This window comes from Sphingomonas sp. LY54 (assembly GCF_035594035.1).
Lineage (GTDB): Bacteria > Pseudomonadota > Alphaproteobacteria > Sphingomonadales > Sphingomonadaceae > Allosphingosinicella.
In genome coordinates, this window is record NZ_CP141588.1 from 2712239 (window position 1) to 2735717 (window position 23479).

Here is a 23479-nt window from a genome sequence, read left to right on the forward strand (position 1 = left end):
CCATCACTTCAAGTCGTGCGTCTTACGGTCTCGTTGCAGACGCGTGACGGTCAGGCCGCGTGGGCGCCGATCGCCTTCTGGCGGCGGCGCTGGACCGACGAGCCGATGCCGATCGCCTCGCGATATTTGGCGACGGTGCGGCGGGCGATGTCGAAACCCTTGGCGCGCAGCATCTCGACGAGCTGGTCGTCCGACAGGATCGCCTTTGGGTCCTCGGCGGCGATCAACGTTTTGATGTGGCTCTTCACCGCCTCGGCCGAGACGGCGCCGCCGCCATCGGAGCTCTGGATGCCGCTGGTGAAGAAATATTTGAGCTCGAACAGGCCGCGGTCGCAGGACAGATATTTGTTGGAGGTGACGCGGCTCACCGTCGATTCATGCATCCCGATCGCCTCGGCGACCGAACGCAACGTGAGCGGCCGGAGCGAGGCGACGCCGTTGCGGAAGAAGCCGTCCTGCTGCTTGACGATCTCGGTCGAGACCTTGACGATCGTGCGGGCGCGCTGGTCGAGCGCCTTCATCAGCCAGTTGGCGCTGGCGAGGCAATCGGACAGCCATGCCTTGCTCTGCTTGTTCTGCGGCCCGCTCGAAAGCTCGGCATAGTAGCTGCGATTGACCAGCAGGCGCGGCAGCGTAGCGCTGTTGAGCTCGATCACCCAGCCGCTGCCGCGGCGGCCGACGAATACATCGGGCACGACGGCATCGACGCGCTCGCCCTGGCTAAAACGGCAGCCCGGCTTGGGATCGTAGGCGCGCAGCTCGCGGATCATGTCGCCGATATCCTCGTCGTCGACGCCGCAGATGCGCTTCAGTGCCCCGACATTGCCCTTGGCGAGATAGTCGAGATTGTCGATCAGCCGCGCCATGGCCGGGTCGTAGCGGTCCGCCTCCCTGGCCTGGATGGCGAGGCACTCGGACAGTGAGCGGGCGCCGACGCCGGACGGATCGAAGGCCTGGATCACGCCCAGCACGCGCTCGACGTCGTAGAGCGGGGCGCCGAGGCGATGGGCGAGGTCGAGCAGGGATCCGGTCAAATAGCCGGTCTCGTCGATCTGCTCGATGATCTGCCCGGCGATGACCAGATCGGGGCCGGACAGGCATTCGCCGGCCTGCGCAAGGAGATGGTCGTGGAGCGAGACGCCGGCCGCGGCGAAGCTGTCATAGTCGGTGCCTTCGCCCCCGGCGCCGCCCGTCGCGATCCCGTCCAGGCCAAGGGCGCCGTCCATCCCCCGCATCGAATCCGCGGCGCTGTCCTGGTGGAAATCCTCGCTGTCATAGTCGACGTCGAGCGGCGCATCCTGGACGGCGTCGCCGGACTGGACCAGCACGTCGGCGGTGGCGGGCTCGTCGCTCTCGCTCAGGACCACGGCGTCCGGCGCGGGCGCTTCGGCGTTCGAATCCTCGTCGCCGCCGCCCGTGTCGAGCAGCGGATTCTTCTCCAGTTCCTCGGCGATGAAGCTTTCGATCTCGAGGTTTGACAGCGCCAGCAGGCGGATCGCCTGCTGCAGCTGGGGTGTCATCACCAGCGACTGGCTCTGGCGCAGATCGAGGCGAGGACCGAGCCCCATCACATCGTCCCGTCATTGCGAGGCGCGCAGCGGCGCGGCAATCCAACGGCGCAGGCATCGGTCCGGATTGCTTCGCTTTGCTCGCAATGACGACCAGCCTGGACCATCTCTACAGCTCGAAGCTCTCGCCGAGATAGAGGCGGCGGACATTCTCGTCCGCAACCAGCGCCTGCGGACTGCCCTGGAACAGCACTTCGCCGCCATAGATGATCGCGGCGCGATCGACGATGTCGAGCGTCTCGCGGACATTGTGGTCGGTGATGAGCACGCCGATGTCGCGCTTCTTCAATTCGATGACGAGGTCGCGGATGTCGGCGATCGAGATCGGGTCGATGCCTGCGAACGGCTCGTCGAGCAGCATGATCGAGGGGTTCGCGGCCAGTGCGCGCGCGATCTCGCAGCGCCGCCGCTCGCCGCCCGAAAGCGCCATCGCAGGCGCGTCGCGCAGCCGCTCGATGTGGAATTCCTCGAGCAATTGCTCGAGGCGCTGATGGCGGACCTGCTTGTCGGGCTCGGCGACCTCGAGCACAGCCATGATGTTCTGGCTGACCGTCATGCCGCGGAAGATCGACGTCTCCTGCGGCAGATAGCCGAGGCCGAGCATCGCGCGGCGGTACATGGGAAGGCCGGTAATGTCTTCGCCGTCGAGCAGGATGCGGCCGCTGTCCGGCTTCACCAGGCCCATGATCGAATAGAAGCAGGTCGTCTTGCCGGCGCCGTTGGGGCCGAGCAGGCCGAACACCTCGCCGCGCTCGACGTGCACCGACACGTCGGTCAGCACCACCTTCTTGTCGTAGGACTTGGCGATCGAGACGACCGAGAGGCCGCGCGAGATGTGGCTGACCGCCGCGTCGAGAGGCCTGTCGAGAAGGGCAGTGTCGTTCATCGTCGCTCCGGTTCGTCCGTTCAGCATGTAGGCGAACGGAGAATCCGCCTCAACTGGCAAGATTTGTGCATGCGTTGGTTGCGTGCTGTGCGCGGCACAAGAGCCACACTCAAGCCCGCTGCGGCGAATCGCCCTGGATCAACCGGTTAGTTGCCGCGCTGGGGCACCGTGAAGGTGCCGGTGACGCGTCCGCCCTGGGCCGACGTGCCGGCCGGAGCGCCGCCGTCCATCACGGCGCGGCCGCTGTCGAGATCGATCACCAGCCGGCCGCCATTGACGTTGGAGGCGCCGCGCGTGAGCGTGACGCCGCCGATCAAAGTGATGATCCGGCTGTTGAGGTCGTAGATCGCATATTGGCCGCGCGCGGTTTCGGATGGGCTGCGGACGGTGACTCCGCCGCTGGCGTCGAGCCGCTCGATCTGGATGCCGCCGGCATTGCTGTAGGCGACGGTGAGGCGGGCCGCGTTGAGCGCGAGGTCGCCCTGCTTCACCTGGACGTTGCCGGAGAAGACGGCGCGGTCGGCGCGGTCCTGCACTTCGATGCGGTCGGCCGCGACGTCGACCGGCGCATCGGTATTGTGGCCGCGTAGCGCCGAGGCCGCGTCCTGGCCGATGGCCGGCTGGGCGAGGATCAGGCCCGCGGTGAGCGCAGCCGCGCCGGCTGCTATTCCGATGCTTTTCATGACGCTCATCTGATGCCGCCTTGGACGATATGCAAGCGGGCGTTGCCGGCGAGCGTGACTTGGCGTGCCGGCAGATCGGCAAGCAGGCGGTCGGCCGAGAAGCGGCCGAGCGGCATCTTTCCGTCGACGCGGCCTCTGCTCGCCATTGTGCGGCTGTTGAGATCGACGGTGACGTCGCGCGTCTCCAGCCGGTAGCCGTCGGCGGCGGTGAGCAGGATCGGGCCGACAACATCGATCGTCTCGGTCTCGAGATTGTAGCGGCCGCGATTCGCCTGGAAGGTGGCCGGGCCGCTCTCCAGGCCGATCTGCGCGCTCATGCCGAGTACGTCGACGATCGGGTCACTCGAAGTCGCCTGCACCGCCGAGCGTGCGTCGATCGTGAACGGCCGGCCCTTATTGTCCTGGCCGCGATAGCGTGCCGCCTGGACGCGCATCCGTTCCCTGGCGACGTCGACCTTGGTCTTGTCGAGGATGAAGCTGATCTCGCGCGTCTTGGAGAGGGGCACCAGCGCCAGATAGGCCAGCAGCATGCCGATCACCGCCGGCAACACCAGCTTCAGCACGCGCACCATGACATCGTGCGAGCCGCCGGGCGCCGCCCAGCTCTGCTTGCGCAGGCGCTCCCGGACGGCGAGTTCAGACATGGGCGAAGATGTCGATCTCGGGCCAGCCAGCGAGATCGAGCAGGGCCCGGTGCGGTAGGAAATCAAAGCAGGCCTGGGCGAGCGCCGTCCGGCCTTCGCGCTGCAGCCGCTCGTCGAGCTTGTCCTTCAGCTGGTGCAGGTAGCGCACGTCGGACGCGGCATAGTCCTTCTGGGCGTCGCTGAGCTCGGGAGCGCCCCAATCGGACGTTTGCTGCTGCTTGGAAATCTCCTGGCCGAGCAGTTCGCGGACGAGTTCCTTGAGCCCGTGCCGATCCGTATAAGTCCGGATCAGCCGCGAGGCGGTCTTGGTGCAGTAGACCGGCGCCGCCACCACGCCGAGATAGGCCTGGATCGAGGCGATGTCGAACCGCGCGAAATGATAGAGTTTCAGTCGCGCCGGGTCGGCCAGCACCGCCTTGAGGTTGGGCGCGGCATAATCGCTTCCCGGGCCGAAGCGGACGAGATGCTCGTCGCCCTGGCCGTCGGAAATCTGGACGACGCAGAGGCGGTCGCGGCCAAGCTGGAGCCCCATCGTCTCGGTGTCGACGGCGACGGGGCCGGGCGCGAGCACGCCTTCGGGAAGGTCTTCTTCGTGGAAATGAACAGTCATGCGCTCCGCATAGGACGAAGCGCATGACTCCTCAATGGCTTCGCCTATGCGGCGTTTTCGGCCGCGACGGCGGCGGCGCGTTCCCTGCGCCGGCGCGACCAGATGTTGAGCGCCTCCACGCCGGCCGAGAAGGCCATGGCGGTGTAGATATAGCCCTTGGGCACATGGACGCCGAACCCGTCGGCGATCAGCACCGCGCCGATCATCAGCAGGAAGCCCAGCGCCAGCATCACGACGGTCGGGTTCCGGTTTATGAAATTGGCAAGCGGGTCGGCCGCGAGCAGCATCACCAGCACGGCCGTGATCACCGCGATGACCATCACCGGCAGATGCTCGGTCATGCCGACCGCCGTCAGGATCGAATCGATCGAGAAGACGAGATCGAGCAGCAGGATCTGGACGATCGCCGCGCCGAAGCCGAGCGTGGCCTTGGCGGTGTCGAAGACGTCGTCGTTCGGCGCCGGATCGACGCTGTGGTGGATCTCCTTGGTCGCCTTCCAGAGCAGGAACAGGCCGCCGACGATCAGGATCAGGTCGCGCCACGAAAATTGGGTCTCGAAGGTCGGCTCGCCATGCGCGCCCGGCCCGCCCTGTATGCCGAGATCGAAAACCGGGGCGGTGAGGCCGACGAGCCAGGCGATCATAGAGAGCAATGCCAGCCGCATGATGAGCGCGAGGCCGATGCCGATGCGCCGCGCTTTCTGGCGCTGCGCCTCGGGCAGCTTGTTGGAGAGAATCGAAATGAAGATCAAGTTGTCGATACCGAGAACCACCTCCATGACGATGAGTGTGGCCAGCGCGGCCCAGACCGCCGGATCGGCGAAGATTGCGAACATTCCGTCCATGAAAGCCTCTGCTTCGGTGTCAGCGCCCCTGACAAACCGCCCATTGCCGCTTTTTTTGAGGCAAAGGAAGACCAACGCGCGCGTCGTGGGCCCTCTGCTGCGAGAATTAAAGAGAGGTTATCTAAAGCCTCTCGCCCGATGCGGGAATTTACGTTATAGAAACCGGTGGTGCGCCAATTCTGCGCCCAAACCGTTTGCGCGTTAAGCCCAGCGCGGTGGTTATCAACAGGGATGTGGGCGCGGGAAAGTTATAGACGGCATGAGTTTCGATAGAGGGCGCCGCGGCGAGCGCGGCGGGCGCGGCAGAGACAAGCGCGACGGTTTCGGAGAGGATAATTACAGCGGCGGCTTTGGCGGCGATCGTGGCGGCTTCGGCGGCGGCGGCGACCGCTTCGGCGGCGGCGGTGATCGCTTCGGTGGCGGCGGCGGCGGCGGTTATGCCGGCGGTCCGGCCGGCGGCGGCGGCGGCGGTGGTTATCGCGGCGGCGGTGGCGGCTTCGGCGGCGGCGGCGGCGGTGGCTTCGGTGGTGGTGGCGGCGGCGGCTTTGGCGGCGGCCGTGGCGGCGGCATGCCCCCCCAGGTTATCGGCGAAGGCAAGGGCGTCGTAAAATTCTTCAACGGCCAGAAGGGCTTCGGCTTCATCGTCCGTGACGATGGCGGCGAGGACGTGTTCGTGCACATCAGCGCAGTCGAGCAAGCGGGCCTTACCGGCCTCGCCGAAGGCCAGCCGCTCGAGTTCACGCTCGTCGATCGCGGCGGCCGGATCTCGGCGACCGATCTCAAGATCGAAGGCGAGCCGCTCCCGGTCCAGGAGCGGGCTCCGCGCGACGACAATGGCGGCGGCGGCGGCGACCGGGGCGGTCCCCAGCGCCAGCTGACCGGCGAGAAGGCTTCGGGCACGGTCAAGTTCTTCAACGCCATGAAGGGCTTCGGCTTCATCAGCCGCGACGACGGCCAGCCGGATGCATTCGTGCATATCTCGGCGGTCGAGCGTGCCGGCATGGTGTCCTTGAACGAGGGCGACCGGCTCGAGTTCGAGCTGGAAGTGGATCGTCGCGGCAAGACCGCCGCGGTGAACCTGCAGCCGATCCAGTAAGAGGCTTCGGTCCTTCGGGGCCGGCAGCATCTGCCAAAAGAGCCCGGCCGCTCACTGAGCGTGCCGGGCTTTTTTCGGTTCAGGCCGCGCGGGCGATCCCCAGCGGCGGATGGGAGCGGAAGAGACCGCCGATCCCGGTCGTGCTCGCACCCGCGAGCGGCAGCGCCGTCCCGCAGAAGCCGCATTCGGCCGACATCCGGCCGACATACCAATGCGAGCGCCCGCAGCCGGGGCAATGGTTGACCTGATTCTCGCGATAGGCGGCGTGATAGCCGCGGAGGGCGGGATCGTGCGCGAACGGCGCACCGCGCTGGCTGATGGTCCTCAACATGGTCGCTGCCCCTTTTTATGGCCGAACAAGCGTTCGGTGATTCGACCCGATGTCAGAGTGCATGTCGTCTAAGTCTCTGTCACTGCAGCAAAAATAGCTGTATCGGAAAGGGACGGGGCCTGCCGCCGCCGTTAACCGGTTAGCGGCCCGCTTACCATTGGCCTCAGGACGCGCGGATCCGCCCGCCCGCGACGTCGAGCCAGGTGGTGCCCGCGGGCACATGCTCGAACAAGGACCGCTCGGTCCCCGTCATCCACACCTGGCCCCCGGGCGAGGCCAGCCGCTCGAACAAGGCGGTGCGGCGCGATGGGTCGAGGTGCGCCGCAACCTCGTCCAGCAGCAGGATCGGGCGCCGCCCGGCGCGCTCGGCGACCAGATCGGCATGGGCGAGCACGAGGCCGAGCAGCAGCGCCTTCTGCTCGCCGGTCGAGCATAAGGCCGCCGGCTGGCCCTTGCCGAGGTGGGTCACGAGCAATTCGGTGCGGTGCGGACCGACCAAGGTGCGGCCGGCGGCGGCATCGCGCGACCGCCCCTGGCCGAGGCGGTGGGTGAAGTTCTCGTCCACGCCGCCGCCTTCGAGCGCGAGCCCGGCGCGGGCGAAGGGTCCTTCGGGAGCGGCGGCGAGGCGCTCGCCCAGAGCTCCGACGGTGTCCGCGCGGGCCGCGGCGAGCGCGGTACCGTGCTCGACCATCCGCGCCTCGAGAGCGGCCAACCAGTCGGCATCGGGCCGCGCCTCGCCCAGCAACTTGTTGCGGGCGCGCATCGCGGCTTCGTAGCGCGCCGCGTGGACGGCGTGCCCAGGGGCGAGGGCCAGCACCAGCCGGTCAAGGAAGCGTCGCCGCCCGCCCGCGCTTTCGGTGAACAGCCGGTCCATGGCCGGCGTCAGCCACAGCACGGACAGCCATTCGGCGAGCGTCGTGGCGGACGCGGCGGCGCCGTTGATCCGCACCTGGCGCCGCTCCGGCGCGGTCGCGATGGTGCCGGTGCCGAGTTCGACGTCATCGAGGCGAGCGGCGACGGCGAAGCCGCCGGGCCCGTCGCTGCGCGCCATCTGCGACAGGCTCGCGCCGCGCAGCCCGCGCCCCGGAGAGAGCAGGGATACGGCCTCCAGCACATTGGTCTTGCCCGCGCCATTCTCGCCGGTCAGCACGACGAACCCGGTGCCGGGGGCAATCACGGCATCGGCATAGGACCGGAAATTGGAGAGGCTGAGGCGGGTGAGCACGGTCATCCCGCGTCGAACTAGCAGTTCGACGCGAAATTTATACCCGCATCGGCATCAGGACGTAGAGCGCGGGTGCCTTGTCATTCTCGCGCAGCAGGGTCGGAGCGGCGGCGTCGGCGAGGTGGACTTCGACCGTGTCGCCCTCGATCTGGCCGAGGATGTCCATCAGGTAGCGCGCGTTGAAGCCGATCTCGAAGCTGTCCGCGGCATAGTCGCCGGGCACTTCTTCGGCCGCCGTGCCGTTCTCCGGGCTGGTGACCGACAGCGTGATCTTGTCGCGATCGAGCGCCATCTTGACCGCGCGGGTCTTCTCGCTGGCGATGGTGGCGACGCGGTCGACGCCTTCCATGAAGCTCTTCGGGTCGATCTTCAGCAGCTTGTCGTTGGCGGTCGGGATGACGCGGCTGTAATCGGGGAAGGTGCCGTCGATCAGCTTTGAGGTCAGGATGGCGTTGCCGAGGCCGAAGCGGATCTTGGATTCGCTCAACGAGATCTGGACGGTGCCGTCGACCTCGTCGAGCAGCTTCCTGAGCTCGGCGACGCATTTGCGCGGGATGATCACGTCGGGCATGCCCTGCGCGCCCTCCGGCCGCGGCACGGTGACGCGGGCGAGGCGGTGGCCGTCGGTCGCGGCCGCCTTCAACACCGGCTGCGCTTCGTCGGACACGTGCAGGAAGATGCCGTTCAGATAGTAACGCGTCTCTTCGGTCGAGATCGCGAAGCGGGTCTTGTCGATGATCTGGCGCAGCGTCGCGGCCGGGAGTTCGAACCGGGTCGGCAGCTCGCCCTCGGCGATGACCGGAAAATCGTCGCGGGGCAGGGTCGAGAGGTTGAAACGGGCGCGCCCCGCATTGATCTGCATCTTGCCTTCGGCGGCCGAAATCTCGACCTGGCTGCCCTCGGGCAGCTTGCGCGCGATGTCGAACAAAGTGTGCGCCGAGACCGTGGTCGCGCCGGACTGCTGCACCTGCGCCTCGACCGTCTCGTTGACCTGCAAGTCGAGATCGGTCGCCATCAGGCGGATGCCGCCATCCTCGCTGGCTTCGATCAGCACGTTGGACAGGATCGGAATCGTGTTCCTGCGCTCCACCACGGACTGGACGTGGCCCAGGCTCTTGAGGAGCGTAGCCCGTTCGATCGTCGCCTTCATTTATTACCCCTGCCGCATGTTCGGTTTGGACCCCGGTTATAACGAGACTTGCGTCGCCTGCCAGTGGGTAGCGGAGGAAAAAAGAAGGGCCGGGGCAGATGCCCCGACCCTTCCCTTTGGTCGCTTGAACCGATCAGGTCAGAAGCGGAAGCCGAAGCCGGCGACCACCTGGTGCTTCTCGATGTCCTGCTCATAGTTCGAGTAGCGATACTCAGCCTTGATGAAGCTGTTGGTGCCGATCGCATGCTCGCCGCCGGCGCCGATGCGGACGCCGTCGAGATTGCGGCCACCGCCGAAATCGGCCGAGCCGTCGCCGCCATCATCATAGTCGTAGCCGAAGCGGCCGTTGGTGTAGCCGGCCTTGGCGTAGAGCAAGGTGTTGGGGGTGACGGCGGTGCCGAGACGGCCGCCGACATAGAGGTCGCGCTTGGCGCCGACACACAGGCGGTCGCCGAGGACGGTCACGTCGTTCGAGCAAGCGTCGGCGCTGGAATCGGTGGCTTCGGCTTCCACGCCGGCGACCATGCCGCCCATCTGGATGTCGTAGCCGATGCCGGCGCCGTAGGTGACGCCGTCTTCCTTGCCGGCGTCCTCGACCTGATTACGGTCCCAGCCGACGATGCCTTCGACGCGCGGGCCGGTGAACGGCGCGGCATTCTGGGCCATCGCCGGAGCGGCGACGGTGCCTGCGAGAAGCGCGGCGAAAATATACTTACGCATGAGGTACTCCAATGGTTAACGGGTCCCTTCAGGGAGCGGGGAGCCCAGCGAATGCGGCTGGAGGAAGTTGCATGAACCGCAGATAAACGCGGTTTTCTGTTGCCTTAACGCCACAGACCGTTGATCAGGACGGGGCGATGCGGGCGGCGCTTTTCCTTGTTGTTTCTCTGTGCCTTGCGGCCCCGGCTGCGGCACAACGGCAACCCCTCGGGATTTTTTCGCAATGGGGCGCGTTTCGCGAAAAGGAGCGCTGTTTCGCCATCGCCGAGCCGGACCGCGGGCCTAAGCCGCAGGGATGGAAGCCGTTCGCGTCGATCGGATACTGGCCGGGGCGGGGCGTGAAGGGTCAGCTCCATGTGCGCCTAAGCCGCGCCAAGCGATCGGGATCAGCGGTGCTGCTCCGCATCGACGACCGCACTTTCCAGCTGATCGGCGGCGGCGCCAATGCTTGGGCGACCGATCGCCGCGCCGATGCCGAGATCATCGCGGCGATGCGCGGCGGCATCAACATGACCGTCGAGACGCGGTCGGAGCGCGGTGCCTTGGTGCGCGATTTCTACCGGTTGCGCGGCGCCGCGACCGCGATCGATGCCGCCGCGATCGGCTGCGCCCGGCGCTGACGCCACGCCACTGGAAAAATGGCGGCATTGCCGCTACATGGGCGGCATATGACAGCTGGCATGCAGATTGCCGGGCACTTTGACCCGGTCACCGTCCCGCGCGCGCTTCCCGCGGGCGACGAAGCGCGCGTCGACCTCGTCGGCCTGACGCGCGACCAGATTCGCGCCGAACTGGAGAAGGCCGGGCTCGATGCGAGGCAGGCCAAGCTGCGCGCCAAGCAGATCTGGCACCAGATCTACAATCGCGGCGCCACCGAATTCAGCGCGATGAGCGACATCGCCAAGGCGCACCAGCCCTGGCTCGCCGAGCACTTCGTGATCGAGCGGCCCGAAGTGGTCGAGCACCTGCTCTCGACCGACGGCACGCGCAAATGGCTGCTGCGCACGCGCGACGGCAACGACTACGAGATGGTGTTCATCCCCGACGCGGACCGCGGCACGCTCTGCGTGTCCAGCCAGGTCGGCTGCACATTGAACTGCCGCTTCTGCCACACCGGCACGATGCGGCTGGTGCGCAACCTTACCGCCGGCGAGATCGTCGGGCAGGTGATGCTCGCCCGCGACACGCTCGGCGAATGGCCGTCGCAGCCCGAGGGGCGCATGCTCTCCAACATCGTCATGATGGGCATGGGTGAGCCGCTCTACAATTTCGACAATGTCCGCGACGCGCTGAAGATCGTGATGGACGGCGACGGCCTCGGCCTTTCGCGACGCCGCATCACGCTCTCCACCTCGGGCGTCGTGCCGATGATGGAGCGCGCTGGCGAGGAGATCGGCGTCAACCTCGCCGTTTCGCTGCACGCGGTGACGAAGGAAGTGCGCGACGAGATCGTGCCGCTGAACCGCAAATACGGCATCGAGGAACTGCTCCAGGCCTGCGCCGACTATCCGGGCGCCAACAATGCGCGCCGCATCACGTTCGAATATGTGATGCTGAAGGACAAGAACGACAGCGACGAGGACGCGCGCGAACTGGTCCGCCTGATCCGCAAGTATAAGCTGCCCGCCAAGGTGAACCTGATCCCGTTCAATCCGTGGCCGGGGGCGCCCTACGAATGCTCGACGCCCGAGCGTGTCGCACGCTTCTCGGACGTCGTGTTCGAGGCGGGGATCAGCGCGCCGATCCGGCGCCCGCGCGGCCGCGACATCATGGCCGCCTGCGGACAATTGAAGTCGGCGGCCGAAAAGAAGAGCCGGGCCGAGCTCGACCGGCTCGCGGCCGAGAAGCAGGCGGCGCTGGAGGCCGTATCCGCCTGAGCGCGGACCCGCGCAATTTCAAGGCTTTGTGAAGCGATAGGTTGACGCTATCAGTTCGTTACGGGCGGAGAGCTTCCAGTCTATGGCGTCGACTTCACTGCAGCGGCCGCACAGCGACGACGAAATGGGTATGAGCGCGCGGATTCGCGCGTTCGACTGGGCTGCGACCCCGGTCGGCCCCATGCGGGACTGGCCGCAGAGCCTGCGCTTCGCCTTCGATCTGTGTGAACATTCCAGTTTCCCGACCGCGATCTACTGGGGCCCGGACCTGCGCCTCCTTTATAACGATGCGTGGGCGCCGATCCCGGGCGAACGCCATCCGGCGGCCCTGGGCCAGCCGGCGCGCGAAGTCTGGGCCGACATCTGGCCGATCATCGAGCCGCAGTTCCGCCAGGTGATCGAGAGCAAGAGCGGCTTCGCCGGCTATCAGCAGATGCTGCCGATGGTCCGCGACGGGGTCGAGCAGGAAACCTACTGGAATTATAGCTTCACGCCGCTCTTCGGGGACGATGGCGAGGTGGCGGGCGTGCTCAACCAGGGCAACGAGATCACCTCGACCGTGCTCGCCGAGCGGCGCATGGCCTTCCAGATCGCATTGGCCGACCGGCTGCGCGGCTTCGGCGACCCGGAATCGATCAAGGCGACGGCGACCGCGATGCTCGGCGAATATCTCGGCGCGGCGCGGGTCGGCTATGCCGAGATCGACGCCGAGCAGGGCCTTGTTTCCGTGCGTAGCGACTGGACGCGCGACACCGGCGTTCGCAGCCTCGCCGGCGGCAATACCGCGATCCAGGCGTTCGGCCCGGCGGCCAGCCAATATCTGCGCTCCGGCGAGACCCTGATGGTCCCGGATTTCCGCGCACTCGGCGACGCGAGCGAGGCGGCGGATATTTGGGAGCGGATCGGCTCGCGTGCCGCCATCATCGTGCCGCTGGTCCGCGAGGGCGAGCTGAAGGCTGTCCTCTACGTCCATGACGAGCAGCCCCGAGAGTGGAAGCGATCGGACGCGGCGATGGCGCGCGACGTTGCCGAGCGGACCTGGGAGGCGGTCGAGCGTGCTCAGGTCGAGCAGTCGCTGCGCGCGAGCGAGGATCATTACCGTCACGCCGTCGAGCTCCATCCCCAGGTGTCGTGGACCGCGGACGCCTCGGGCCGCACGACCCTGATGTCGTGGCATTGGGAGGAGTGGACCGGGACGTCGGGCGTCAGCGACGACTGGCACGACGGCATCCACCCGGACGACAAGGCGCGCCAGGAGGAGGCGTGGCGCCGCGCGGTCGAGACGGGCGAGGCTTATGACGTCGAATATCGGCTGCGGCGGCGCGATGCTGGCCATCGCTGGGTCCGGTCGCGCGCCAACCCGCGCCGCGATGCCGCCGGCAACATCATGCTCTGGTATGGGGTGATCGAGGACATTCACGATCGCAAGGTCGCCGAGGAGCATCAGCGGCTGCTGATCAACGAATTGAACCATCGCGTGAAGAACACGCTCGCGACGGTGCAGGCGATCGCCTTCCAGACGCTGAGGGGGGACATTTCGCTCGTTGATGCGCGGCGCCGCTTCGAGGCGCGGCTGATGGCGCTGTCGCGCGCGCACAATCTGCTCACCGAACAGAATTGGGAGGGTGCGCTCCTCGAAAAGGTTGTGCGCGATGCGACGGAGTATCTGGCGCAGGACCGGTTCGAAATTTCCGGCGACTCGCTCTGGCTCGCCCCGCGCGCGGCCCTCGCGCTGGCGCTGGCGCTCCACGAACTGGGGACCAATGCCGCTAAATATGGCGCGCTCAGCAACGAGACCGGCCGCGTGGCGATCCGCTGGACCATGGACGCCGGCGGCCTTCGGATCGACTGGAAGGAGCAGGGCGGGCCGCGCGTGGCGGAACCGGCCGGCCGTGGATTCGGCTCGCGGCTGATCGAGCGAGGCCTGGCCGCCGATCTGGGCGGACCCGCAAGGCTCCTGTTCGAGCCGGACGGCCTGCGCTGCATCATCGAGGCCTCCTTGCAGGAAATCCAGGTCCGCGAGGACAATCTTGGCTGAGCGGCGGCTGCGAATTCTCGTCATCGAGGACGAGATGCTGGTCGCCATGAACATCGAGGATATGCTGCTCGAGCTTGGCCATGAGGTGGCGGGCCTCGCCGGCCGGTTGGAGCACGCCCTTGCCCTGGCCCGCGACAGTGCCTTCGATCTTGCCATGCTCGACGTCAATCTGGCGGGCGAGCCGAGCTTTCCTGTCGCGCAGGTGCTGGCCGAGCGCGGCATCCCGTTCCTGTTCGCGACCGGCTACGGCACGAAGGGCATCTCGGAGCCCTACCGCGATCGGCCGGTGCTGCAGAAGCCGTTTCGCGCGACCGATCTCAGCGACATATTGCGGAGCATGACCGTCTGACGCTTAAAGGGAGATGTTGGCCTTGCTTGAAAGACTGCTCAACGCGCTGGTCCGCCACGGTCGCCTGACCGTTGTCCAGCCCGATGGGACGAGCGCCGATTACGGCCCGGGCGGAGGGCCCGAGATCCGGGTGCGCCTCGCCGACAAGGGCGTGATCGGCGACATCGCCCGCAACCCGCGGCTCGGCTTCGGCGAAGCCTATATGGACGGGCGGCTTACGATCGAAAATGGCGACATCTACGATCTCATGGACTTCGTCGTCGGCAACAATCGGTGGGAGAACGGCGGGAGCGGACGCAAGGCGCTGAAGCGCGGCACCGGCAAATTGCTGAACCGCTGGAAGCGCTTCAACTGGGAGGCGCGCTCGAAGCGCAATGTCGCCCATCACTACGATCTGTCGGACCGGCTCTACGATCTCTTCCTCGACCGCGACCGCCAATATAGCTGCGCTTATTTCACCGACCCCGCCAACAGCCTCGAACAAGCGCAGGTCGACAAGAAGGCGCATATCGCCGCCAAGCTGCATCTGAAGCCGGGCCAGCGCGTGCTCGACATCGGCTGCGGCTGGGGCGGGATGGCGCTCTATCTCAACCGCGTCGCCGACGTCGACGTGCTGGGCGTCACGCTGTCGGAGGAGCAGCTCAAGGTCGCCCGCCGCCGCGCTGAGGAGGCGGGCGTCGCCGACCGGGTGAAATTCGAATTGCGCGACTATCGCAAGCTCGAGGGCCGCTTCGACCGCATCGTCTCGGTCGGCATGTTCGAGCATGTCGGCCCGATCCATTATGCCGCTTTCTTCCGCAAATGCCGCGAACTGCTCGTCGATGACGGGGTGATGCTGCTCCACACGATCGGCAAACTGGGATCGGCCGGCTCAGGCTCGGGCGACCCCTTCACCCACAAATATATCTTCCCGGGCTATTATCTGCCGCCCTTGTCCGAAATGTGCGCGGCCAGCGAGCCCGCCAAGATGATCGTGGCCGACGTCGAGACGCTCCGACTCCACTACGCCCACACTTTGCGCCACTGGCTCGAGCGGACGCGCGCCGCGCGGGACGAGATCGTCGCGCTCTACGACGAGCGCTTCTTCCGCCTCTGGGAATATTATCTGGCCGGCGGCATCGCCATGTTCGAAAATGGCAGCGCGTGCGTCTACCAGGTCCAATATATCCGCGAACGCCGGGCTTTGCCGATCACCCGCGACTATATGGCCGAAGCCGAAGCGCGTTACCGCCAGATGTGAAAAGGGCCGGAGCGTCGCCGCCCCGGCCCTTGGTCAGCAGCGATCGAGGTCAGCCGCGCCGGCGGGCCTGGAATGCCGCGCGGCGCTCGTCGGCGCTGATCGTGCCGTCGCGGTTCGCGTCGATCCGGTCGAAGCGAGCCAGCGCCTGCGCGGTCGCCTCCTGCAGCGAAACACGACCGTCCTTATTGCCGTCGAACCGCTCGAAGGCCTTGCCGCCGAAGCGAACGAAGCCCTGGCCGCCGCGATGCGCCCTGCGCTCGCCACGCGCCTCACGGCGCTCGCCCCGCTTTTCCGCGCGGTCGCCGCGCGGAGCGTCGAATTCGGCGCGGCTGATCGAGCCGTCCTTGTTGGCGTCCAGCCTCGCGAAGAGCGCGTCGCGTCGCTCGCTGCGCTGCTCCTGGCGGCCCGCGCGCGCCACTGCGCGCGACGCTTCCCCCTCCGGCTGCGTGACGAAGCCGTCGCGATTGGTGTCGACGCGCGCGAACGCGTCGCGAACTTGAGCTTCGACTGCGGCGCGGGTCATTTCGCCGGCCGGCCTGGCATCGGACTGGGCAAAGGCCGGGATCGCGGCCAGCATCAGTGTCGCACTGCCTATCATCGCATATCGATTCATGAAGATTTCCTCGGAAAAAGAGCGGTGTCGCTATGGGAGGGCCTAGGCAAATGCGACTGTATCCTGCTTGAATGCCCGTGTCAGCTTATAGAAAGGCTGGAATTCGAGTGTCTTAGCGTCGATATCGTCCGTTAGTGCTTCGGCCTCGTCCACGATTACCGGTTGAATTTTGATGCGATTGCGGGAAGGCACCGGGCGGAACTGCCTTAAGAGCAACGCGCCTTGAAAGCCTCGCATTCAGCACCGCCGGGTCACGCCGACCAGCCGATAGGGTTCTGGCAGAGCCCTGCCGTGCTGATCGCGCTGATGCTGCTGTCGGCGCTGCCGATGCTGATCGTGGACATCGCCCCGCTGACCGATCTTCCCGGCCATATGGCGCGCTACAAGGTCGCGCTCGCTCTCGATCATTCGGAGGCGCTGCAGCGCTTCTTCCGCTTCGAATGGGCGGTGCTCGGCAATCTCGGCGTCGATCTGCTGGTCATGCCGCTGGCGAAGCTGGTCGGGCTCGAGCTGGCGGTGAAGCTGATCGTGGGCGCCATCCCGCCGCTCACCGTCTGGGGCTTCCTGCTGGTCGCGCGCGAGGTCCACGGCCGCATCCCGCCGACCGCCTTCTTCGCGCTGCCCTTCGTCTACGGCTATCCCTTGATGTTCGGCTTCGTGAACTTCGCCTTGTCGATGGCTTTCGCCTTCCTCGCATTCGGTTTCTGGCTGCATCTGGCGCGGCTGGGCCGGCTGCGGCTGCGCGCGATCCTGTTCGTGCCGATCTCGATCCTGGTCTGGCTCACCCACACGTTCGGCTGGGGGACTTTGGGCGTGATGGCCTTCTCGGCCGAACTGGTCCGCCAGATCGACCATCGCCGCAACTTCGTCCACGCCGCATTCAACGCCGGCCTGCACTGCCTGTCGCTGGCGCCGCCTTTGATGCTGATGCTGCTCTGGCGCAGTGGCGCCTCGGGCGGCCGCACCACCGACTGGTTCAACTGGGACGCCAAATATTACTGGCTGAAATGGGCGCTTCGCGACCGCTGGAAATATTTCGATCTCGGCGCGCTCATCATCGTCATCCTGCTGCTGCTGCGCGCCTTGTGGAGCCCGCGGATCGAATTCTCCCGCAATCTGATCGCGTCCGCCATCTTCCTGGCGATCGTTTTCGTGTGCCTGCCGCGGATCATCTTCGGCTCGGCTTATGCCGACATGCGGCTCGTGCCCTACATGTTCGCCGTCGCGGTGCTGGCCATCCGCCTGAAGGGGCGGGCCAGCCTGCGCTTCGCCAAGATCGCGGCGGTGGCGGCGCTCGCCTTCGCCGGCATCCGCATGGCCGGGACGACCTGGAGCTTCGCGCTCTACGACCGCAATTACGACCGTCACCTCGCCGCGCTAGAGTATGTGCCGCACGGCGCCCGCCTCGTCACCTTCGTCGGACGCAATTGCCGCGAGGGGTGGAGCAGCTCCCGGCTTGAACATCTCTCGGGCATCGCGACCGTGCGCCGCGAAGCCTTCACCAACGACCAGTGGACGATGGCGGGCTCCCAGCTCCTCAGCGTCCATTATCCGCAGGGCGAATGGTTCGTGCGCGATCCGTCCCAGGTGGTGACGCCGGTCAAGTGCCGCCGCCAGAGCTGGCTCACCATTGCCGACTCGTTGAAGCGCCTGCCGCGCGACGCGTTCGACTATGTCTGGCTGATCCAGCCGCCCCGCTACGATCCGCGCCTCACCGAAGGGCTCGAACCCATCTGGCGCAGCGGCACCTCGGTGCTCTATCGGGTGGTCGATCGGGCGCCCCCGTCCGTGGCCCGCGAGGAGAAACCATGAGCGCGCCCGCTTTGTCCGTCGTCATCCCCTGCTACAACGAGGAGGCGTGCCTTGCCGAGCTGCACCGTCGCGTCACGGCTTCGGCGCGCGCGGCGGCCGGGGAATCGTACGAGATCGTGCTGGTCAACGACGGCTCGCTCGACCGCAGTTGGGATTCGATGCAGGATCTGGCGCGCGACGACCCCCGTCTCGTCGCCGTCAATCTCTCGCGCAACCACGGCCACCAGCTCGCGCTGACCGCCGGCCTTGACCTGTGCTCGGGTGACCGCATCCTGATCATCGACGCCGACCTGCAGGATCCGCCCGAACTGCTGCCGGCGATGATGCAGGAGATGGACCGCCAGGGCGCCGACGTCGTCTACGCGGTGCGCCGCGCCCGCGCCGGCGAGACCGCCTTCAAGAAGGCGACGGCCAAGATCTTCTACCGGCTTCTGTCGCGAATGACCGACGTCGACATCCCTGTCGACACCGGCGACTTCCGCCTGATGAGCCGCCGAGCGCTCGATGCCCTGCTGAGCCTGCCGGAGCAGGCGCGCTTCATCCGCGGCATGGTCGCCTGGGTCGGCTTCCGCCAGGTGCCCTTCGCCTACGACCGCCAGGAACGTTTCTCGGGCGTCACCAAATATCCGCTCGCCAAGATGCTGAGCTTCGCGTTCGACGCCGTCACCGGCTTCTCGACCGCCCCGCTTCGCATGGCGAGCCACATCGGCCTGTGGCTGGTGGCGGCGTCGCTGCTGCTGCTCGCCTATATCGCGATCAGCTGGCTGTCGGGCAGCACGATCCAGGGCTGGACGTCGCTGATGCTGGTCGTGGTCGTGCTCGGCGCCGTGCAGATGTTCGTGCTCGGCATGATCGGCGAATATCTCGGCCGGCTCTACATCGAGTCCAAGCGCCGCCCGCTCTACATCGTGTCGGATATTGCCGGGCACGCGCAGGGCCGGCCGCATCTCGGCCACGTTGCTCACGAAGCGGAAACAGTTGGAGTCGAGCAGGCCAAGGGCGGGGACAATAGCCGCTCGGTCGTTTAAGGCCGGACCGGCCGACCTCTTGTCAGGTCGGGATTCCTAGCCCGCCCGTTAACCATTATTTCAGCCGGCTCGCTCACTCTCCCGTGCAGGATGGGAGGATTCATGGATATCTCTTTGGCGGGAACGCGCGGGAAGCCCGAGGCCGACAGTCAGATCGCGCGCGAGCGGGAATGGCTCGAGCCCAGCATCGCCCTTACGGTCCTGTCCGGCGCCTTCGGCATCCTGATGATCCCGAGCTACGAAGGCATCCTCCCTGCGCTCGGCCTGCTTCCCGTGTGGATGATCGCCGCTTTGCTGCTGGGCAGCATTTACGGTCTTTTCGCCATGATGGTCGCCCGGGTCGAACGTCCGCTGGCGTGCGTCGCCGATTTGTTCGGTCGGCGCCGGCAGACGGCGGCTTTCCTGATCGTCGCCTTGTTCCTGGCCGGCCTCAACATGACGACTTTCATGTGGGTGAAGCCGTTGCTCAACTATCTGGTGCCGTTCTGGGCCGATTCCCTTCTTGCCGACCTGGATTGGGCGTTGTTCCTCGGCCGTGACCCCTGGGCCCTGCTCACCGGCCTCAATTCCGCCCCCGGCGCGATCTTCTATCATCGCGGCTGGTTCGCACTGATGATCCTGACGCTGATCATGGTGCTGACGAGACCGCCGTCGCCTGAAAAATCCGCGGTCATGCTGACCTATTTCGTGCTGTGGTCGATCGTCGGGCCCGTGGTCCACGCGCTCGTGCCGGCGGCGGGACCGATCTTCTTCGCTCAGCTGGGATATGGGGACCGTTTTTCGGGCCTTGCGAGCGTCTCGGAGACCCGAGAGGTCGCAACCTATCTCTGGACCCTCTATTCCGGTGCGGGTTTCGGCCCCGGCAGCGGCATTTCGGCCATGCCATCCCTCCACATCGCGACCACCGCCTGGATGCTCATCGCGGTTCACAGTTTCGCGCGGCGCTGGACTACAGTGATGGCGGCCATCGGGCTGCTGATCTTCCTGCTCTCGGTCGCGCTGGGATGGCATTACGCGTCGGACGGGCTGGTCGGCGGCGCGTGCGCGCTGCTCTGCTACCGCGTTCTGCGCGCTTATTTTCGCAAGGCGGACGTAGGCCGCGAAGCCGCTTTCGCCGGCTGATCCAATTCCCGTTCCCTCAGGAAGCGGAGACGATGGCGACGATCGAAACGCCGGGCGGGAAGGGGATACGCCCGATCGCGTGACGCTCGAGCCCGAACAGGGTCTCGAACAAGGCGTTGACCGGCTTGGGCGGAAGGGCGTCGTCGCTGTCCTCCTTGCCGGTGATCCGCCCCGCCAGCCGCGCCGCCGCAGCGAGCGGGAAGAGCAGGCTGTTGAAGTAGCTCATCAAGTGGAGCTTCAGTCCGGCCTCGCCGACCACAGCCTTCAGGCTCTTCTTGGTGTAGCGCCGGTGATGGTGGTTCACCACGTCGTGGGCGCTCCACATCCAGGGAAAGGCCGGGACGGTGATCAGGATCCGGCCGCCGGGCTTGAGCTTGTGCGCGATGCTGCGCAGCGCCTCGCAATCGCCTTCGACATGTTCGAGCACGTCGAGGATCGCGACCAGATCATATTGGCGGTCGGCGATGCCGGGCAGATCGGGCAGGGGGGCGTCGCTCACGGCGTGGCCGAGGCGGCGGCTGGCGATGGCGCGGGCGGCGCCGTCGATCTCGATCGCGTCGACCCGGCCGAAGCGCTGCAGCATCGCAATATTGTGGCCGGTGCCGCAGCCGATCTCGAGGATGCGCGCGTCTTGGGGAAGCTTGATCTCGCGCGCGATCAGGTCGGATAATATGTCGCGGCGGGCGCGATACCACCAATGCTGGCTGTCCAGCTCGGCCATGCGGTCATAGACAACACGTTCCATCAGGCGAACACCCAGCGGCGGTTGAGCGCGAAGGTAACGAGCGGCGTCACGAACAACATCGGTAGCACGGGCCACCAGGTCGGGCCATCCAGCAGCGGCCCGGTCAGGACCCAGACGAACAGGCTGTTGAGCGCGAAGCTGATCAGCGACACCAGGAAGAAGCGGCTGGTGCGCTTGGCGGGATTGTCGCGGCTGCCATGGTCGCGGAAGCTCCATCGGCTGTGCAGCACGTAGCCGATCGCCACGCACAGGGCATAAGCCAGGACGTTGGCCAGCAGCGGATGGACGCCCATGAAGGTCGCGGTCACCCAGTACAGGGCGGCGCCGAGCGCGGTGATGAAGCCGCCGGTGAGGGCAAAGCGGATAAGCTGCCCGAACAAGGCGGAGGAGCCGGCATTGGTCATTAGGATGGCTGCGCTCCCCGGCTTGCCCTTTGAGGTGCAGCGACTAATGCCGGTGCAACAGATTGAAAAGGGGCGATGATGGCGGGGGGCGAAAGCGACGTATTTACCAGGCACTGGCGCCTGTGGGTGGCGCTCTTCTGGGTCGCGGCCGCCGTCTTGCTCCTGTACACGCGCTGGGACGCCATCGGCTGGTTCGCGCTCAGCGACACCGACGACAATATGCGAATGATGCAGGTGAGGGGCCTGCTCGGCGGCCAGGATTGGTACGACCTCCGCCAACACCGGCTCGATCCACCCGCCGGCGCCAACATCCATTGGTCGCGCCTGGTCGATCTGCCCATCGCCGCTCTCATCCTGCTGCTGAAGCCGTTCGTCGGCGGCGCGATGGCAGAGAAGGTTGCCGTCGCGCTCGCACCGATGCTGCCGATGGCGGTGGCGATGGGCGCGGTCGCCGTGGCTTGCCGCCGCCTGATCTCGCCCAAGGCCTTCGCGCTCGGCATCGGCCTGCTGCTCTGCGCCCACTCGGCGCGGGGCATGTGGTCGCCGCTCCGCATCGACCACCATGGGTGGCAGCTCGCGATGCTGAGCCTCGTTCTCGTCTCGCTGACCGATCCCAAAAGGGCACGGGGTGGCGCGCTCGCCGGAATCGCCACGGCGTTGTCGCTCGCGATCGGGCTCGAATTGCTGATCTATTTGGCGGCGGCGGGCGCCATCATCGCCCTGATGTGGGTGCGCGACCAGCGGCAGGCGCGGCGGCTGGCCGCCTATGGCGCCAGCCTCGCCGGTGGTTGCGGCCTATTCTATTTGCTGTTCACGTCCGAGGCAAACAGCTTGCCGGTCTGCGACGCGCTGTCGCCGGTGTGGCTTTCGGTGATGGTCACCGCCGGGGCGTTGGCGGTGCTGCTCTCCTTCCTGAAGGCGCAACATTGGGCGGCGCGCCTCGGCGCCGGCGCCGTGGCGGGCGCAATGCTCGTCGGCGGCTATGCGCTGGCCTGGCCCCATTGTCTGACGCGGCTGGAGGGAGTCTCGCCGGAACTCGACGCGATGTGGCTCGGCAATGTCCGCGAGGCGCGCCCGATCTACCGGCATAGCTGGGGCGTAATGGCCAGCGTGGTGTCGCTGCCTGTGGCCGGACTGGTCGGTTATGCGGTCATGCTATGGCGCTCGCGCGGCGACAGGGCCGCCTTGGCATCCTGGGCGGCCGTCGCCGCCCTGGCCGTATTGCCGGTGGCGCTGCTGCTCTGGCAGACCCGGGCCGGCGCTGCGTCGCAGCTTCTGGCGATCCCCGGCGCGACCGCGCTGGCGTGGATCGCGATCCAATGGGCCCAGTCGCTCAAACCCTTGTTGCCGAGGGTCGGAGCCACCGTCGGCGCTTTCGCGGTCATCTCGGGCCTAGTCGTCCAGAACGGCGTCGGCCAGATCCCGCAATCGGAAAATGCGAGGATGAAGGCCGTCAACGAGGCCAATGCCAAATGCCCGACGCTGGCCGCGCTGCGATCCGTGGCGCTGGTGCCGAAAGGCTATGTCCTCACTTTCGTCGATCTCTCGCCCCGCCTGATCACGGTCACCCATCATAATGCGGTCGCCGGACCCTATCATCGCAACGGCGAGGCCATTCTCGACGTGATGAAAAGCTTCCGCGGGACGCCCGACTATGCGCGCAACGTGATCGAGCGCCGCGGCATCGATTATGTGCTGATCTGCCCGAACCTGTCGGAATCCACCGTCTACGCGAAAGAAGCGCCGGACGGCTTCTACGCCCAGCTAGCTAAGGACAAGGTGCCGGCCTGGCTGACCGCGGTGCCGCTTCCCGAAAATTCGCCTTACAAGATGTGGCGGGTCGTCAGACGTTGATCTGGAAGCTGACGTTGATGCCGTCGATCACGAACTGAGCGGCCAGCGCGGCGAGGATCACGCCGAGGATGCGCGTGATCATCGCCTCGATCTTGTGGCCGACGAGGCGCATCAGCGGTCCGGCGGCGAGCAACGCGAGCAGGGTGAGGAGCAGCACGGCGGCGAGCGCCCCGGCGACGACCAGCGAGCCCTGCAGGCCTTCCGCGCGCGCCATCAGCAGCATGACGGACGCGATCGAGCCGGGCCCGGCGATCATCGGGATCGCCATCGGGAAGACCGATATGTCCTCGATCTCTGGCGTGGCGTTGATTTCGTTGGCCCGGTTCTCGCGGCGCTCCTGGCGCTTCTCGAACACCATCTCGAGCGCGATCAGGAACAGCATGATCCCGCCCGCGATCCTGAAGGCGGCGAGGCTGACGCCGAGGAACTTCAGCAATTTCTCGCCGAACAGGGCGAAGAAGACCAGGATGCAGGCGGCGATCGCGACCGAGCGGATCGCCATCGCCCGGCGCTGCGCAAGGGCGGCGCCGTGGCTGAGGCTGGCGAAGATCGGCGCGCAGCCGGGCGGGTCGATGATCACGAAAAGCGTGACGAAAGCCGACAGGAACAGTTCAATCACGGGCGGCCCTCCTACGCATT

The 23479-nt window shown here is 66.6% G+C and carries 24 protein-coding genes; 10 read left to right on the forward strand and 14 right to left on the reverse strand.

Annotated elements, in window-relative coordinates; translation table 11 throughout:
• Nucleotides 1-50: 50 nt before the first annotated feature.
• The 6 genes from rpoN to SH591_RS13465 form a co-directional block, all read right to left on the reverse strand.
• Nucleotides 51-1568 carry an RNA polymerase factor sigma-54 gene (gene rpoN, locus SH591_RS13440; RefSeq protein WP_324749558.1) on the reverse strand — a complete coding sequence of 506 codons (1518 nt, stop codon included), beginning with the start codon at nucleotides 1566-1568 and terminating at the stop codon, nucleotides 51-53.
• A 109-nt stretch (nucleotides 1569-1677) separates the two neighbouring features.
• On the reverse strand, nucleotides 1678-2454 hold the full coding sequence (gene lptB, locus SH591_RS13445; protein WP_322832799.1) for an LPS export ABC transporter ATP-binding protein: 777 nt from the start codon (nucleotides 2452-2454) through the stop codon (nucleotides 1678-1680).
• Between the two features lie 146 nt (nucleotides 2455-2600).
• Nucleotides 2601-3146: an LptA/OstA family protein gene (locus tag SH591_RS13450; RefSeq protein ID WP_322832800.1), complete on the reverse strand. Its 546-nt coding sequence runs from the start codon at nucleotides 3144-3146 to the stop codon at nucleotides 2601-2603.
• Nucleotides 3143-3781, reverse strand: a complete 639-nt coding sequence (lptC, locus tag SH591_RS13455; RefSeq protein ID WP_324749559.1) for an LPS export ABC transporter periplasmic protein LptC — start codon at nucleotides 3779-3781, stop codon at nucleotides 3143-3145. The genes SH591_RS13450 and lptC overlap by 4 nt, the downstream gene beginning before the upstream one ends.
• Nucleotides 3774-4391 (reverse strand): ribonuclease D, encoded by a 618-nt coding sequence (locus tag SH591_RS13460; protein ID WP_322832802.1) that lies wholly within the window; start codon nucleotides 4389-4391, stop codon nucleotides 3774-3776. Before SH591_RS13460 ends, lptC begins: the two co-directional genes overlap by 8 nt.
• Nucleotides 4392-4435: 44 nt before the next feature.
• Nucleotides 4436-5236, reverse strand: coding sequence for a TerC family protein (locus SH591_RS13465; protein WP_324749561.1), 801 nt, complete (start codon nucleotides 5234-5236; stop codon nucleotides 4436-4438).
• Nucleotides 5237-5495: 259 nt separating this feature from the next.
• On the opposite strand from SH591_RS13465, the gene SH591_RS13470 reads away from it, so the two are divergent.
• Nucleotides 5496-6332: a cold-shock protein gene (locus tag SH591_RS13470; protein WP_324749562.1), complete on the forward strand. Its 837-nt coding sequence runs from the start codon at nucleotides 5496-5498 to the stop codon at nucleotides 6330-6332.
• 79 nt (nucleotides 6333-6411) lie between these two features.
• On the opposite strand, the gene SH591_RS13475 is transcribed toward SH591_RS13470, so the two are convergent.
• The 4 genes from SH591_RS13475 to SH591_RS13490 all read right to left on the reverse strand — a co-directional run bounded on the left by SH591_RS13475 (nucleotide 6412) and on the right by SH591_RS13490 (nucleotide 9758).
• Nucleotides 6412-6663, reverse strand: a complete 252-nt coding sequence (locus tag SH591_RS13475; RefSeq protein ID WP_322832805.1) for a hypothetical protein — start codon at nucleotides 6661-6663, stop codon at nucleotides 6412-6414.
• A 163-nt stretch (nucleotides 6664-6826) separates the two neighbouring features.
• Nucleotides 6827-7888, reverse strand: coding sequence for a DNA replication/repair protein RecF (recF, locus tag SH591_RS13480; protein WP_324751387.1), 1062 nt, complete (start codon nucleotides 7886-7888; stop codon nucleotides 6827-6829).
• Nucleotides 7889-7925: 37 nt separating this feature from the next.
• Nucleotides 7926-9038 carry a DNA polymerase III subunit beta gene (gene dnaN, locus SH591_RS13485; RefSeq protein WP_322832806.1) on the reverse strand — a complete coding sequence of 371 codons (1113 nt, stop codon included), beginning with the start codon at nucleotides 9036-9038 and terminating at the stop codon, nucleotides 7926-7928.
• A gap of 138 nt (nucleotides 9039-9176) precedes the next feature.
• Nucleotides 9177-9758, reverse strand: a complete 582-nt coding sequence (locus SH591_RS13490) for an outer membrane protein (RefSeq protein ID WP_324749563.1) — start codon at nucleotides 9756-9758, stop codon at nucleotides 9177-9179.
• A gap of 392 nt (nucleotides 9759-10150) precedes the next feature.
• On the opposite strand from SH591_RS13490, the gene SH591_RS13495 reads away from it, so the two are divergent.
• The 5 genes from SH591_RS13495 (at nucleotide 10151) to SH591_RS13515 (ending at nucleotide 15262) form a co-directional block, all read left to right on the forward strand.
• Entirely contained in the window at nucleotides 10151-10378 is a 228-nt protein-coding gene (locus SH591_RS13495) for a hypothetical protein (protein ID WP_322832808.1), read from the forward strand.
• A gap of 60 nt (nucleotides 10379-10438) precedes the next feature.
• Nucleotides 10439-11635, forward strand: coding sequence for a dual-specificity RNA methyltransferase RlmN (rlmN, locus tag SH591_RS13500; protein WP_324749564.1), 1197 nt, complete (start codon nucleotides 10439-10441; stop codon nucleotides 11633-11635).
• 82 nt (nucleotides 11636-11717) lie between these two features.
• Entirely contained in the window at nucleotides 11718-13673 is a 1956-nt protein-coding gene (locus tag SH591_RS13505) for a PAS domain-containing sensor histidine kinase (RefSeq protein ID WP_324749565.1), read from the forward strand.
• Entirely contained in the window at nucleotides 13666-14022 is a 357-nt protein-coding gene (locus tag SH591_RS13510) for a response regulator (protein ID WP_322832810.1), read from the forward strand. Before SH591_RS13505 ends, SH591_RS13510 begins: the two co-directional genes overlap by 8 nt.
• 16 nt (nucleotides 14023-14038) lie before the next feature.
• Entirely contained in the window at nucleotides 14039-15262 is a 1224-nt protein-coding gene (locus SH591_RS13515; RefSeq protein ID WP_324751388.1) for a cyclopropane-fatty-acyl-phospholipid synthase family protein, read from the forward strand.
• A gap of 49 nt (nucleotides 15263-15311) precedes the next feature.
• Here SH591_RS13515 and SH591_RS13520 read toward each other — a convergent pair whose 3' ends face one another.
• The gene (locus SH591_RS13520; RefSeq protein WP_324749566.1) at nucleotides 15312-15875 is read right to left on the reverse strand and encodes an EF-hand domain-containing protein; all 564 of its coding nucleotides are present in this window, start codon (nucleotides 15873-15875) and stop codon (nucleotides 15312-15314) included.
• A 291-nt stretch (nucleotides 15876-16166) separates the two neighbouring features.
• On the opposite strand from SH591_RS13520, the gene SH591_RS13525 reads away from it, so the two are divergent.
• The 3 genes from SH591_RS13525 to SH591_RS13535 all read left to right on the forward strand — a co-directional run bounded on the left by SH591_RS13525 (nucleotide 16167) and on the right by SH591_RS13535 (nucleotide 19837).
• Nucleotides 16167-17687, forward strand: a complete 1521-nt coding sequence (locus tag SH591_RS13525; protein ID WP_324749567.1) for a hypothetical protein — start codon at nucleotides 16167-16169, stop codon at nucleotides 17685-17687.
• Nucleotides 17684-18715 carry a glycosyltransferase family 2 protein gene (locus tag SH591_RS13530; protein WP_324749568.1) on the forward strand — a complete coding sequence of 344 codons (1032 nt, stop codon included), beginning with the start codon at nucleotides 17684-17686 and terminating at the stop codon, nucleotides 18713-18715. Before SH591_RS13525 ends, SH591_RS13530 begins: the two co-directional genes overlap by 4 nt.
• 102 nt (nucleotides 18716-18817) lie before the next feature.
• On the forward strand, nucleotides 18818-19837 hold the full coding sequence (locus SH591_RS13535) for a phosphatase PAP2 family protein (RefSeq protein WP_324749569.1): 1020 nt from the start codon (nucleotides 18818-18820) through the stop codon (nucleotides 19835-19837).
• Nucleotides 19838-19853: 16 nt separating this feature from the next.
• Here the strand turns inward: SH591_RS13535 and SH591_RS13540 are convergent, their stop codons facing one another.
• Both SH591_RS13540 and SH591_RS13545 read right to left on the reverse strand, forming a co-directional pair.
• Nucleotides 19854-20582, reverse strand: a complete 729-nt coding sequence (locus SH591_RS13540; RefSeq protein WP_324749570.1) for a class I SAM-dependent methyltransferase — start codon at nucleotides 20580-20582, stop codon at nucleotides 19854-19856.
• On the reverse strand, nucleotides 20582-20986 hold the full coding sequence (locus SH591_RS13545; protein ID WP_324749571.1) for a GtrA family protein: 405 nt from the start codon (nucleotides 20984-20986) through the stop codon (nucleotides 20582-20584). Before SH591_RS13545 ends, SH591_RS13540 begins: the two co-directional genes overlap by 1 nt.
• A gap of 75 nt (nucleotides 20987-21061) precedes the next feature.
• Here SH591_RS13545 and SH591_RS13550 point away from each other — a divergent pair, with 75 nt between their 5' ends.
• A complete protein-coding gene (locus tag SH591_RS13550; RefSeq protein WP_324749572.1) occupies nucleotides 21062-22840 on the forward strand; it encodes an AcrB/AcrD/AcrF family protein in 1779 nt (592 codons plus the stop codon).
• Here the strand turns inward: SH591_RS13550 and SH591_RS13555 are convergent.
• On the reverse strand, nucleotides 22830-23459 hold the full coding sequence (locus tag SH591_RS13555) for a MarC family protein (RefSeq protein WP_322832818.1): 630 nt from the start codon (nucleotides 23457-23459) through the stop codon (nucleotides 22830-22832). The two genes, SH591_RS13550 and SH591_RS13555, sit on opposite strands and share 11 nt — an antisense overlap.
• Nucleotides 23460-23479 lie beyond the last annotated feature (20 nt).